Source organism: Pseudarthrobacter sp. S9 (genome assembly GCF_050156545.1).
In the GTDB taxonomy this organism is placed as follows: Bacteria; Actinomycetota; Actinomycetes; order Actinomycetales; family Micrococcaceae; genus Arthrobacter.
Genome location: NZ_CP189576.1, coordinates 1,266,715 through 1,278,815 on the forward strand (window position 1 = coordinate 1,266,715; position 12,101 = coordinate 1,278,815).

Annotated in this window: 10 protein-coding genes and 1 pseudogene; 6 read left to right on the forward strand and 5 right to left on the reverse strand. The window is 64.2% G+C overall.

Translation table 11 applies throughout. From position 1 onward, the window contains the following. Positions 1 to 139 precede the first annotated feature (139 nt). The 4 genes from ACQCSY_RS05885 (at position 140) to ACQCSY_RS05900 (ending at position 4,521) form a co-directional block, all read left to right on the forward strand. On the forward strand, positions 140 to 2,629 hold the full coding sequence (locus tag ACQCSY_RS05885; RefSeq protein WP_427133980.1) for an ATP-dependent Clp protease ATP-binding subunit: 2,490 nt from the start codon (positions 140 to 142) through the stop codon (positions 2,627 to 2,629). A 333-nt stretch (positions 2,630 to 2,962) separates the two neighbouring features. Continuing rightward, positions 2,963 to 3,286: a hypothetical protein gene (locus ACQCSY_RS05890; protein WP_427133981.1), complete on the forward strand. Its 324-nt coding sequence runs from the start codon at positions 2,963 to 2,965 to the stop codon at positions 3,284 to 3,286. Between the two features lie 231 nt (positions 3,287 to 3,517). After that, a complete protein-coding gene (locus ACQCSY_RS05895; RefSeq protein WP_427133982.1) occupies positions 3,518 to 4,213 on the forward strand; it encodes a maleylpyruvate isomerase family mycothiol-dependent enzyme in 696 nt (231 codons plus the stop codon). Between the two features lie 152 nt (positions 4,214 to 4,365). Continuing rightward, a complete protein-coding gene (locus ACQCSY_RS05900) occupies positions 4,366 to 4,521 on the forward strand; it encodes a CsbD family protein (RefSeq protein ID WP_427135703.1) in 156 nt (51 codons plus the stop codon). A 423-nt stretch (positions 4,522 to 4,944) separates the two neighbouring features. Here the strand turns inward: ACQCSY_RS05900 and ACQCSY_RS05905 are convergent. The 5 genes and pseudogenes from ACQCSY_RS05905 to ACQCSY_RS05925 form a co-directional block, all read right to left on the reverse strand. Continuing rightward, positions 4,945 to 5,340: pseudogene (locus ACQCSY_RS05905) on the reverse strand (recombinase family protein); the annotation flags it as partial. Between the two features lie 623 nt (positions 5,341 to 5,963). Further along, positions 5,964 to 6,200, reverse strand: a complete 237-nt coding sequence (locus ACQCSY_RS05910) for a hypothetical protein (protein ID WP_160670461.1) — start codon at positions 6,198 to 6,200, stop codon at positions 5,964 to 5,966. 219 nt (positions 6,201 to 6,419) lie between these two features. After that, a complete protein-coding gene (locus tag ACQCSY_RS05915) occupies positions 6,420 to 7,508 on the reverse strand; it encodes an ABC transporter substrate-binding protein (protein ID WP_427133984.1) in 1,089 nt (362 codons plus the stop codon). 69 nt (positions 7,509 to 7,577) lie between these two features. Next, positions 7,578 to 8,450 (reverse strand): ABC transporter permease, encoded by an 873-nt coding sequence (locus tag ACQCSY_RS05920; protein WP_427133986.1) that lies wholly within the window; start codon positions 8,448 to 8,450, stop codon positions 7,578 to 7,580. Then, a complete protein-coding gene (locus tag ACQCSY_RS05925; protein WP_427133987.1) occupies positions 8,447 to 9,304 on the reverse strand; it encodes an ABC transporter ATP-binding protein in 858 nt (285 codons plus the stop codon). The genes ACQCSY_RS05920 and ACQCSY_RS05925 overlap by 4 nt, the downstream gene beginning before the upstream one ends. Positions 9,305 to 9,768: 464 nt before the next feature. On the opposite strand from ACQCSY_RS05925, the gene ACQCSY_RS05930 reads away from it, so the two are divergent. Beyond that, the gene (locus ACQCSY_RS05930) at positions 9,769 to 11,424 is read left to right on the forward strand and encodes an ATP-binding protein (RefSeq protein WP_427133989.1); all 1,656 of its coding nucleotides are present in this window, start codon (positions 9,769 to 9,771) and stop codon (positions 11,422 to 11,424) included. After that, positions 11,402 to 12,100, forward strand: a complete 699-nt coding sequence (locus ACQCSY_RS05935) for a response regulator (RefSeq protein WP_427133991.1) — start codon at positions 11,402 to 11,404, stop codon at positions 12,098 to 12,100. The genes ACQCSY_RS05930 and ACQCSY_RS05935 overlap by 23 nt, the downstream gene beginning before the upstream one ends. Position 12,101: the final 1 nt, after the last annotated feature.

Sequence of the window (12,101 nt, forward strand, 5' to 3'; positions counted from 1 at the left end):
AGGCCCCGGGCGCATCTGCGGGAAGCGGCCGGCTTCGCCGAGCTGACGCACTGAAAAGGGCTTGGATCTGGCGCGAACACCCCAAGGGGGCCTGAGGCGACGTAGCATCAAAGTACGTGTTAGCCGGGAGTGTGGCGAAATGTTTGAGCGATTTACCGACCGTGCCCGTCGGGTGGTTGTGCTTGCCCAGGAAGAGGCACGCATGCTGAACCACGGTTACATTGGTACCGAACACATCCTGCTGGGTCTTATCCGCGAGGGTGAGGGTGTTGCCGCCAAGGCCCTTGAATCCCTGGGCATCTCACTCGAGGGCGTCCGCGAGCAGGTGCAGGAGACCGTCGGCCCGGGCCAGCAGGCCCCGTCCGGCCACATCCCCTTTACTCCGCGCGCCAAGAAGGTGCTGGAACTGGCACTGCGCGAGGCCCTGCAGCTGGGACACAACTACATCGGCACGGAGCACATTCTGCTGGGACTGATCAGTGAGGGTGAAGGTGTTGCCACGCAGGTGCTGGTGAAGCTGGGTGCGGACCTGGACCAGGTCCGGCAGCAGGTCATCCAGCTGCTCGCGGGCAGCCAAGGCAAGGAGCCTTTGGCCGGCGGGGGCAGGCAGCTAGAGCGAATCCCGGCCGGCTCCGTGGTGCTGGACCAGTTCGGCCGGAACCTGACCCAGGCCGCGCGGGAGAACAAGCTGGACCCGGTGATCGGGCGCGAATCGGAAATGGAACGCGTGATGCAGGTCCTGTCCCGCCGTACCAAGAACAACCCGGTGCTGATCGGTGAGCCGGGCGTGGGCAAGAGCGCCGTCGTTGAGGGCCTGGCCCAGGCGATCGTCCGCGGTGACGTACCGGAGAACCTCAAAGACAAGCAGCTGTACACCCTGGACCTGGGCTCCGTGGTGGCAGGTTCCCGGTACCGTGGGGACTTCGAGGAGCGGCTGAAGAAGGTCCTGAAGGAGATCCGCACCCGCGGTGACATCATCCTGTTCATCGATGAGATCCACACCCTCGTCGGTGCCGGCGCCGCCGAGGGGGCGATCGATGCGGCGTCGATCCTGAAGCCGTTGCTGGCCCGCGGCGAGCTCCAGACCATCGGTGCGACCACGCTGGATGACTACCGCAAGCATGTTGAGAAGGACGCCGCGCTGGAGCGCCGCTTCCAGCCGATCCAGGTCAAGGAACCCTCCGTGGCGCAGACCATTGAGATCCTCAAGGGTCTGCGTGACCGCTACGAGGCGCACCACCGCGTCAGGATCACCGACGGCGCTTTGGTCGCCGCGGCGAACCTGTCGGAGCGTTATGTTTCGGACCGTTTCCTGCCGGACAAGGCGATCGACCTCATTGACGAGGCCGGTGCACGGCTGCGCATCCGCCGGATGACCGCCCCGCCCGAGCTGAAAGCCCTTGATGAGCGCATCGCCGCGATGAAGACGGCGAAGGACCTGGCGTTGGATGCGGAGGACTATGAGGGGGCCGCTTCGCTGCGCGACGAGGAGCAGAAGCTCATTGCCGAGCGTGCCGGGAAGGAGCGCCGTTGGAAGGCGGGCGGCATGGACGACATCTCCGAGGTCGATGAGGATTTGATCGCCGAGGTGCTGGCGAACTCCACCGGCATCCCGGTCTTCAAGCTCACCGAGGAAGAATCCAGCCGTCTGCTGAGGATGGAAGAGGAGCTGCACCAGCGTGTTGTGGGCCAGGAGGAGGCGATAAAGTCGGTCTCGCGGGCGATCCGGCGCACCCGTGCGGGCCTGAAGGACCCGAAGCGTCCGGGCGGGTCGTTCATCTTCGCCGGCCCCACCGGTGTGGGTAAGACGGAGCTGGCCAAGGCCCTCGCGGAGTTCCTGTTCGGCGAAGAAGACACCCTGATCACCCTGGACATGTCCGAGTACTCGGAGAAGCACACGGTGTCGCGGCTCTTCGGTGCCCCTCCGGGCTACGTGGGCTACGACGAGGGCGGGCAGCTGACCGAGAAGGTCCGCCGCCGTCCGTTCTCCGTGATTCTCTTCGACGAAGTCGAGAAGGCCCACGCGGACCTCTTCAACTCGCTGCTGCAGATTATGGAGGACGGCCGCCTGACGGACAGCCATGGCCGGGTGGTGGATTTCAAGAACACGGTGATCATCATGACCACCAACCTCGGAACCAGGGACATCTCCAAGAGCGTTGCCACCGGCTTCCAGTCCGGCACGGACACCCGGACCGGCTACAACCGGATGCGCGCCCGGGTCACGGAGGAGCTCAAGGCCCACTTCCGCCCGGAGTTCCTGAACCGTGTTGACGACGTCATCGTCTTTCCGCAGCTGACCCGGGACGAGATCATCCAGATCGTGGACATGTTCGTGGGACGGCTGGAGAAGCGCCTGGCGGACAAGGACATGGGCATCGAGCTCACGCCCGCGGCCAAGGTGCTCCTGGCCACCCGCGGCTACGATCCCGCGATGGGTGCCCGGCCGCTGCGCCGCACCATCCAGCGCGAGATCGAGGACCAGCTCTCCGAAAAGATCCTCTTCGGCGAGCTGCACGCAGGCGACATCGTGGTGGTGGACGTGGACGGCGAAGGCGACGACGCCAGGTTCACCTTCGCCGGCAACACCAAGCCCCGCATCCCGGACGCACTGCCCGCCGTGAGCTAAACGGCAAACCGCCGCTGGCCACCGCCGAGGCGGGCTGAAATCCGGTGTCTCACCTCATTGTCCTGCAGGCCGCACAGGATCGGCACGGGCAGACTCAGGCCCCTAGTACTACAGTCGCGGTTGGTAAATTTCGTCTCTTTCTCGACCCCATGCCGCCGTTGGAACCGCGGAATTTCCATGGTTTTCCGGGGAAAGACGATGCCCGGTGACACCCGAAAACATGAGGTCCCGCCAACCGCGACTGTAGTACTAGGATCACCTTCCAAGGCTTAGCGTGGTATTTTTTCCGTTTTCTGAAGCGCCCCGTTGGAGCCGTGGCGTCCCGTATCGCTCATGCCCCCGATCCGCCGGGATATTTCGATCGTCATCCCAGCCGGCTCCGATGACGAGATCCTAGGGGACCAGGTCCGGGCCGCACTTAGGGACCGGGCGGATGATCTTGAATCTGTCGAATTGCTGGCGATGACCGCCTACAGGGATCTTCCCGAGAAGGCGCGGACGCGTCTTCAGATAATGGAAGACCAAGCCAACGCGCTGATCAGAATTACGCTGCGGCCACTGGCCAAAACCCTGACTGCCGGGGAAGCAAACCGGATCCGAGACGATATTTACCGTGCATTGCACCAAGGGCCGGTAATGGAACTCGTAGCCCATTGATTCGGTGGGTTGTTGCCGGCCCCGGACCAGCGACAACCCACACGTGCCTCTGTCGATTGGGCCCGCAGAGGCCACCGGTTCGGTAACAGTCCATAATCCGTCGATATCGAGCTGGTCTGGCTTCAATTAGGCGTGAGTCACCGTCACTCAATCGGAAGGCACTCTCCGGAGGATCCAGCCCCGCCCTGAACCCATGAGCCGGCTTCCGAGGCGGCCCGTTATGCTCAACTCATGTCGCCCGATCGCTACCTTGCCGAGCTGGCCAGCAGCCTCGACTCTCTCAGCATGCTTGCACGTCAGTCGGACGAAACACTGACACGTTCTGTTCCGGCCTGTCCGGGATGGACACTCGATGCGCTTTTCGGCCACCTCGGTTCGATCGAACGGTGGGCAGCCGAAGTGGTTCGTGAGGGGAAGTTCGTCGAGGAGCCGACCCCGCCTGCCAAGGGCGCCGCAGCATGGTTCCTCGAGGGCGCAAACGCCTTCCTCGGGACAATGGCGGCGCTTGATCCCGAGGCGCAGTGCTGGAACTTTGGGCCTCCCCCGCGCACGGCGGGGTTCTGGCTTCGGCGCCAGGCACACGAACACGCCATCCACCTCGTCGACGCCTGCCAAGCATCCGATCTGGAGGGCCCGGCGTTCGGAGAGGACTTCATGCTCGACGGTATCGACGAGGCCCTGGCAATGTTCGCCCCACGTCAGCTTCGGCTGGAGCGAATGGCGGCCCCAGAAGAGGCCGTGACCTTCCGCGTACCCGATGGCACCACCTGGACACTGGGCAAAGGGCCCGTCGCGGCATCGATTTCCGCCCCATTGCACGGAATGTATCTCGGTCTCTGGGGCCGCTCCAGCCTTGCAGAGACCGCAATCATCGAAGGTGATGCTGACCTTGCACTCCGCGTCATCCAAGGCCCACTCACGCCCTGAACCGGCCCTCAGAGGTGGTTGTGAAAGAGCACTTTCATGACCAACCTCCGAGAGCCTCTCCGCTGTCCCGCATGCGGAACCTCCAGCGCCCGATTGACTCCCAGCGCGCGCAAAGGGGTCGATTTCGGCATAACCGACTGCCGCGCTTGAGGATGGGTGTGGGCGACAAGACCCACAACGCTGCCGAGAAACTCCACGGCAAGGGCAAGGAAGCCGCCGGCAATGCCACTGGACACGACCGGCTGAAGGCCGCAGGCAAGGGCCACGAAGTCAAAGCCGACCTGAAGCAGGCCGGCGAAAAGGTCTAGGACGCCTTCAAAAAACACTGAACCGGAAGACCGGGGCGCGGCCGTCACCGCACCGCGCCCCGGTGACGGCCTGCCTATCCCCCGGCAGCACGTAGGCGTTGGTCTCCGGGATGACGAATACTGCCGCGCCGCAACCGGCTTGACACTAGAAACGCCTGGCGAGATCCAGCGCGGCGGAGCCCGGCCCGTCCCTCCGGGGTGCTTCACCCAAATCCCATCGTGCCCAGCAGTCCCTGATTGCATGTCGCTGCGTTCGGTGAGGTGCCTGTAGATCGTGGGTCTGGTGACTCCGAATTCGTCGGCGATGTGCTGGACGGTGCGGGCGCGACTGCCGTCCGGGGTTTTCTCCTCGTACATCTCCCGGGCAAGTTTCACCTGGCGGGGTCCGAGCTTGAGTTTCTGGCCTCCGGTCCGGCCCCGGGCACGCGCGGCCGCGAGGCCGTCCCTGGTGCGCTCGGACATCAGGGCGTGTTCGAATTCGGCGATGGAACCCAGGATCTGAAAGAACATCCGTCCCAGCGCCGTTGAGGTATCGGTGCTCTGGTCCAGGACAATCAAATCCACCCCGCGGGACTGGAGGGTGTTGGAAAGGTCGATCAGGTGTTCCAGGGACCGCCCGAGACGGTCAAGTTTCGTGACCACCAGCTGGTCCCCCGCCCTGTTCGCGGACAGAAGCGCCTTGTCGAGCTCGGGCCGGCGGGCCAGCTTCCCCGATGCCGTGTCGAGGTAGATCTGCTCACAGCCGGCAGCCCGCAGTGCGTCGTGCTGGGCCTCCGGGTGCTGGTCCCGGGTCGAGACCCGGCCGTATCCGATTCTCATGCCAAAATGTAACAGAAACCTGGTGGTCCGTTACGTAGGCGCGTACACGGTAAGCTTTACAAGGACAGCCCCGGAACCGCGCGGACAATTCCACTCCCCGATTGTGTATCGCTAACGATCGTTACCGGACGCCGTGCAGGCGTTGCGTCGGGCAGTCGAGGAATTCACGAGCCCCCGTCACGGGTGGTTCTTGATGTGGGCGGGATCGACGGCTGCAGAGAGGGCTTCAGGTGAGCGTCGGAGGGAGCAGGGTGGCTTGACCGCCATCTTGCTCCCTCCCGCATGGGCGCTGTTCCCGCGCCCGGCTTTCGGGCTGCCTGTTGCGATGGAGTGCGGGATGGGCGCCCGCGCGTGCCGGCAAAGGGCCGGCAGACAGTGTTGATGGTCCGCTCGGGGACCGGTTTTTGAACCCGGAAACGTTGGGACGACGATCCTGGCGCGTCGTCAGGAGCCGGCTGTTCCTTGGGCGTGGCCGGATGCAACCAGCCAAGGTGGCCAACGGGCACATGAGTGGCGGGATCAACGGAGTGCATCCTGCGAGGCCGGCGTGTCTTGGTTCCAAAAGAAATGAAAGTCTCCGAAGGCGTTAGCACGGTTCTGTGACGGGACAGGCCGCGTTGAGATCAAATGGGTTGGGGGCCTTTATGGTTCGGAGCGGTTTTTTCGTGGATCGTTCCGCAGGGGACGGAAGGGTGTACCTCGAGGGTGTATTTGGCGGTGTCGTGTCGGGTGACGAGTATTCCATTCCTGTGCTCCAGGGCCGCGGGTATCAGTTGGTTGACGGCGTCGGCGAGCTGGTCATCTCTGTTTTGGCTCTCGCTGACGACGATGTCGAGGCGGAACGGGGCGGTTTCGTCCATGATGGTGTCCTTCTACTATCGGCGTTGAGGTGGCGTGAATGCCTTGGCCATCGCTTTCGAATGTCCGACGGGGGTGGGCGATGGACGTCTCCGCCGTTCATCTGACGGGGCCGGAGAGAGGTTCGATCGGCCTGCGTGGGGTACCACGCAGGCCGATCGGGGGTGTCACTGGTTGGTGGCGTTGTGACGCCCATACCTTTTATGTGGGATTAGATGAGGTCACCCGTCGGCGCCGGCAGGGGTGGTGGTGGGGGTGATGCCCAACAGTTTGTTGGCAACGTCTGCGTACTTGTTGGTGAACGTGTCGGAGATCTTGACCTTGGAAGTGTCGACGCCGATGGTCTTCTCCATGTCGAAGATCGTCTTGGGGCCGCCGGCGGGCATGATCCCGTCGGGCAGGAACTGACCCTTGTCCTTGTCCAGCGCGGAAACGTACTGGTCCTTGCTGATGGTGCTGTTCTGGACGTAAGAGGTGGGCAGCTTGTCGGCGATGTCTGCTGCCGAGTGGCTGCTGATCCAATGCATGGTCTCCACCAGTGCGTTGACGACCTTCTGCGCCGCGTCCTCGTGGGTCTTGACCCAGTCGGATTGCGCCAGGAGGCCGGCGGCCGGCGCCTCCCCGCCGAGGGCGGCCTTGGCTCCCTCAGCGGTGGCGAGGTCGATCGTCGAAACGGCGAGGTTCTTGGTCTCGAGGGCACCCACGGTCGGCTGTGTGGTCATGACGCAGTCGGCGGTGCCGCGCTGGATGGCCGCGATCGCGGTTGCTCCGGAGCCGACGGCGAGCGTGTGGTAGTCCTTCGTCGAGAGACCCGCCTTCGAGGCGAGGAACTGGGTCAGCTCATCTGTTCCGGACCCGAGGTCGGTGACCCCGATGGTCTTGCCTTTGAAGTCGGCTGCGGATTTGACGTTGGCATTGGGGCTGCACATCACCCGTTCCCCTGGGGCGCCTGAGAGCTGAACGAGGTTGATCACGTTTTTGCCCTTGGCTTGGAAGTCGATCGTGTGGATGTACCAGGCACCGGTCATGTCGACCTGGCCCGAGGCCATCGCGTCCTCGGCTCCGACGCCGCCGTGCTGCTCGGTCGAGAGTTCGACGTTGACTCCGTATTTCTTGTAGTAGCCCAACTGTTCGGCGAGCTGGTAGGGCAGGTAGATCTGCTTGTCGATGCCGCCAACCATGAGCTTCACGGTGGGCATCGAGCTGGTGTCGGCGGCAGCGCTGCCGCTTCCAGTGCTGCTGCCGCAGGCCGCGAGGCTCAGTGCGATCACTCCGGCAGCGCCGACGGCGTAGATCTTGTTCTTCATCATGGATGTACGTTTCCTTTTTTTATGTTGAGGATTCGGGTGATGGGTAAGTGGAATGGATGGCGGCGAACGTCAGATCGCCTGTGCTTCGGAGCGGCTCGGCGGCCGCCATTTGAGCAGCGAGTCCTCCAGCAGGGAGATAAGGTATTCCGCGCCGAGGGTGACCACGGCGATGATCACCATGCAGGCGAAGACCGTGTCGGGATCGAAGGTCCCCTGCGCCTGACTGATGATCAGCCCGATTCCGTGCTGGGCGCCGAGCACTTCGGCGACGAGCGCGCCGATGATCGCGAAGCCGAACGCGCTGTGCAGGCTCGCGATGATCCACGTCATCGCCGACGGGATGGTCACGTGCGCTGCGACCTGAAGCGGCGATGCACCCAGCACGCGCACGTTCCCGACCAGGTTCTGGTCCACCTCACGGACGCCCTGGAAGGCGTTGAAGAAGACGATGAAGAAGACCAGCACCGCCGCGAGCAGCACCTTCGGGAAGGTTCCGAGGCCGAACGCCACGATGAAGATCGATCCGAGCACGATCCTGGGGATTGAATTCACGATCCGGATGTACGGGCCGACGACGGCTGAGAGGTACTTGTTCGAGCCCAGGAGGATTCCGAGCACGACCCCGACGAACGTGCCGAGCAGGAAGCCCATGAAGGCCTCCTGCACCGTAATCCAGAGGTTCTCCCAGATGGTGCCAAATGCCGTGCCCTCAGTGAAGAGCAGGACCAGGCTGTTCCAGATTCCGGACGGCTGGCCGAAGAAGAACTTGTCGACCCACCCGACGGCCGTGAACCACTGCCAGCCCCCGATCACGATCACCGCCAGGACGATCCGCCCGATCCAGATCCACATCGTGCGCCGTTTCATGGCGCGCCGGGCGGAGTCCTGTTGCTCTGTCGGCTGCTCGCGTGTGAGTGCGCCGCGGTGGGTTGTCGTTGTCATGCTGCTGCACCTGCCGTTTGCTTGTAGGCCCGGGTGACCTCATCTTTCAGGGATTCCCAGATCCGGCCCTGCAGTTCCAGGAAGCGCCCCTCGTGGCGGATCTGCTGCACATCACCGCGCGGTCTGGGAAGATCGATGTCAAAGACATCCTTGATCGTGCCGGGGCTGCTGGTCATGATGACCACCTTGTCGGCCAGGGCCACCGCCTCGTCGAGGTCGTGGGTGATGAACAGGACCGAGGGGCGCAGTTCTTCCCAGAGCTGCAGCAGTTCGTTCTGCATGATCGCCTTGGTCTGCACGTCAAGGGCGCCGAAGGGCTCATCCATCAACAGGATCCGAGGGTTGTTGATCAGCGCCGCGGCCATGGCGACGCGCTTGCGCATGCCGCCGGACAACTGGTGCGGATAGCGGTCCTCGAAGCCGGCCAGGCCAACCCGGCGCAGCCAGTCCATGGCCAGCACGGTGGCTTCGCGCTTGGGCGTGCCGAGCAGGACCGGGCCGATCAGCACGTTGCCCAGGACGGTCTTCCAAGGGAAGAGCGCGTCCGCCTGGAACATGTAGCTGACGCCCTTCGTGATGCCGTCCACGATCTGATCGTGGACGCTCACCGAGCCCGCGCTTGGCTGCTCCAGGCCGGAGACCTGCGCCAGTGTCGTGGACTTGCCGCAGCCTGTCGGTCCGACGATCGCGCAGAACTGGCCAGGTTCGACTTTAAGGTTCACGTCATGGATGGCAGTGAATATTTCGCCCTTGGGCGTGAGGTAACGCTTCGTCAACCCGACGATGTCGATACCTGCCGCGTCCTCGGCTCTCTCGGGGGCCGCGGGCGGGCGGTGGTGATGGTTAGCATCCATGTGCTAAGACCTCTCTGTCTTTCGGTTCATGTGAGCACTCGCTAACAGACGCGCCGCGCAGGTGCGTCAGGGAATCGAGACGGTCCGGTGTTTCTTACGGTTCAACGGCATCGTGAAACTACGGTTTTGGTGGTGAATACGGTTTTGGTGGTGAAGTTGCCGCACGTTGCCAACGGAAGGCCCGCTCCATGCCGGCCCTCCGGAGTCGGGGGCGACTTGCAGCAGCCCGGGGCCGGACCGCCGGCCTGCGGGCTGCTTTTTTCTCGTTCTGACACCGTCGTCACTCGGATCCCTTCCTTGGGAGTCGCTTCCCTGCGTGATGTGGATCACGGAAACTATGTAAAGCTTAGAAAGTGATTTTTCGTGCCGGAAGACTTCAGTAAGATGTGCGCCTTAACAGCAAAAGTGCACGTTTTGTGCGTTTTCTGCAGAAGGGTAAACGCCCGGGCGGGGCGCGGATCCCGGTGAGCCGCGCGTCAGTGGCACCGCGCCTGCGGGCCGGCGGCCGTTCCTTGACCCTGACCACCCAGATCCTCCTCGGCTCGCTCTCGCTGCTGCTGCTCACCGTCGTCCTGGGCGGGTTTCTGTTCACGCTGATCAGCAACCAGACACTGGAGCGGCAGTACCAGCTGCGTGCCCTGGGCATCGCGACCACCACCGCGCAGATGCCGGAAATCCGCTCCGCCCTGGCGGCAGAGGATCCCAAGCACATCATCGACGGGCTCGCCCGGGAGATCACGGGCGCCGCGCAGTCCGCCTACGTCGTGATTACCGACCGCAACGGCATCCGGTTCTCCCACCCGGACCCGGCACTGATCGGGCACAAGCTGGAGGAACCCGTCGCCGCACTGGACGGCCAAACCCATGTGGGCTTCAACCAGGGCAGCCTGGGCAGGTCAGCCAACGCCAAGGCCCCGGTCTTCGGGGCGGACGGCTCGGTGACAGGCCAGGTGTCGGTGGGCATCGAGGAGACCCAGGTGTTCGAGAACGAGGTCCAGAACATCTGGCTGATAACCGGGTTCTCGGCGCTGGTCCTGGCCCTGGGCGTCGGCGTTTCGCTATTGCTCTCCCGCCGGATCAAGCGTGTCACCTTCAACCTGGAGCCGGCCGAGATCTCATCCCTGTTGCAAGAGCGTGAGGCGCTGCTGCACGGGATCCGGGAGGCCGTCGTCGGCCTTGACGACGACGGGAGGGTCACGGTGATCAACGGGGAGGCCCGGCGGCTGCTCCAGATCGAGGGGGCGGCGCTGGGAAAACCGGTTGCCGAGCTGATTCCGGAGGGGCGGCTTCGGGACCTGCTCACCGGCAAGATCCCCGGCACCGACCAGGTGGCGCTGACACAGGACGCCCTGCTGGTGGTCAACCGCATGCCCGTCTCGAGCGCCGGGCGGAGCATCGGTTCCGTCATCACCCTGCGGGACCGCACAGAGATCGAGAGCCTGGTCCGGGACCTGCACTCCGTCCGGGGCCTGATTGAGGCAATGCGCGCCCTGGAGCACGAATACGCCAACCGGATGCACATCGTCGACGGGCTGCTGGAGATGGGGGACGTGGACCAGGCCAAAAGCTACGTCTCGCAAGTATCCGCCATGTCCAGGTCGCTCGGCGAAGGGCTGCGTGCAAGGATCGCGCCGCCGGAGCTGGCGGCCCTGCTGCTGGCCAAGATCACCGTTGCCACCGAACAGGACGTACAAATCGAGGTGAGCCCTGAGTCCCGGCTGGAACACCCGCAGGTTGACCAGACGGAACTGCTGACCATCGTGGGCAACCTCCTGGACAACGCCGTGGACGCGCTGGCCAACACGCCCCGGCCGCGCACGGTCACGGTACAGTTTGACGACGCCGACGGCGTTTTCGTCGCCGTGCGCGACAACGGCCCCGGCGTCCCGGCAGACAAGATCGACCAGGTGGTGGTGGACGGCTACTCCACCAAGGATCCGCGGCCGGGAATGCGGCGCGGAATCGGGCTGGCCCTGGTGGCGAGGATCGTGCACCGGGCCGGGGGAACCCTGGACGTGTTCCCGGGGCCCGGCGGTAATTTTGAGGTGTGGCTGCCGGCGAACCCGCACCACCGGACAAGGACAGGAGAGGCAGGCATTGATCAAAACATTGGTGGTTGACGATGATTTCAGGGTCGCCGGAATCCACGCGGCCCGCGTGGCCAAGGTTGACGGCTTCGAATGCGTGGGCCAGGTGTACAGCGCCGCAGCCGCGCGCGAAGCAATCGCCCGTCTACACCCGGACCTGCTCCTGCTGGACGTGCACCTTCCCGACGAGGACGGGCTCTCCCTGCTGCGGTCCCTGCAGGCGGCCGGAACCCAGGTCGATTGCATCATCATCACCGCCGCCCAGGACCTGGCCACCGTCAAGTCAGCCATGAGCAGCGGCGCCGTCTATTACCTCGTCAAGCCCTTCAGCTCTGACCGGCTCCGCACACAACTGGAGGCCTACCAAAGATGGCGGCACGAGCTGGAATCCGCATCAACCGCCAACCAGGCAACCGTCGACAGCCTCTACAACGCCCGCTCGGCCGGGATCAGGCCCGCCGCCCCGGCCCCGCGCCTGCAGCCCACCATGCAAAAAGCGCTCGACGCCGTCCGAGCCGCCGGCGGTCCCGTCAGCGCCGCGGAGATCTCCGAACGGCTCGGGATCAGCCGCCCGACCGCCCAGCGTTACCTCAGCGCACTCGAACGCAAGGGCCTCCTCATCCTGGACCTCACCTACGGCGGCACCGGCCGGCCGCTGAACACCTACACTGTGTCCAGGGCTCCTGACATGGTCACATATTCGGTGTGAT

Bases quoted from the DNA above. Each gene is read 5' to 3' on its own strand.
- ACQCSY_RS05885 (WP_427133980.1), top strand. From the start codon at position 140: ATGTTTGAGCGATTTACCGACCGTGCCCGTCGGGTGGTTGTGCTTGCC.
- ACQCSY_RS05890 (WP_427133981.1), top strand. From the start codon at position 2,963: ATGCCCCCGATCCGCCGGGATATTTCGATCGTCATCCCAGCCGGCTCC.
- ACQCSY_RS05895 (WP_427133982.1), top strand. From the start codon at position 3,518: ATGTCGCCCGATCGCTACCTTGCCGAGCTGGCCAGCAGCCTCGACTCT.
- ACQCSY_RS05900 (WP_427135703.1), top strand. From the start codon at position 4,366: ATGGGTGTGGGCGACAAGACCCACAACGCTGCCGAGAAACTCCACGGC.
- ACQCSY_RS05910 (WP_160670461.1), bottom strand. From the start codon at position 6,200: ATGGACGAAACCGCCCCGTTCCGCCTCGACATCGTCGTCAGCGAGAGC.
- ACQCSY_RS05915 (WP_427133984.1), bottom strand. From the start codon at position 7,508: ATGATGAAGAACAAGATCTACGCCGTCGGCGCTGCCGGAGTGATCGCA.
- ACQCSY_RS05920 (WP_427133986.1), bottom strand. From the start codon at position 8,450: ATGACAACGACAACCCACCGCGGCGCACTCACACGCGAGCAGCCGACA.
- ACQCSY_RS05925 (WP_427133987.1), bottom strand. From the start codon at position 9,304: ATGGATGCTAACCATCACCACCGCCCGCCCGCGGCCCCCGAGAGAGCC.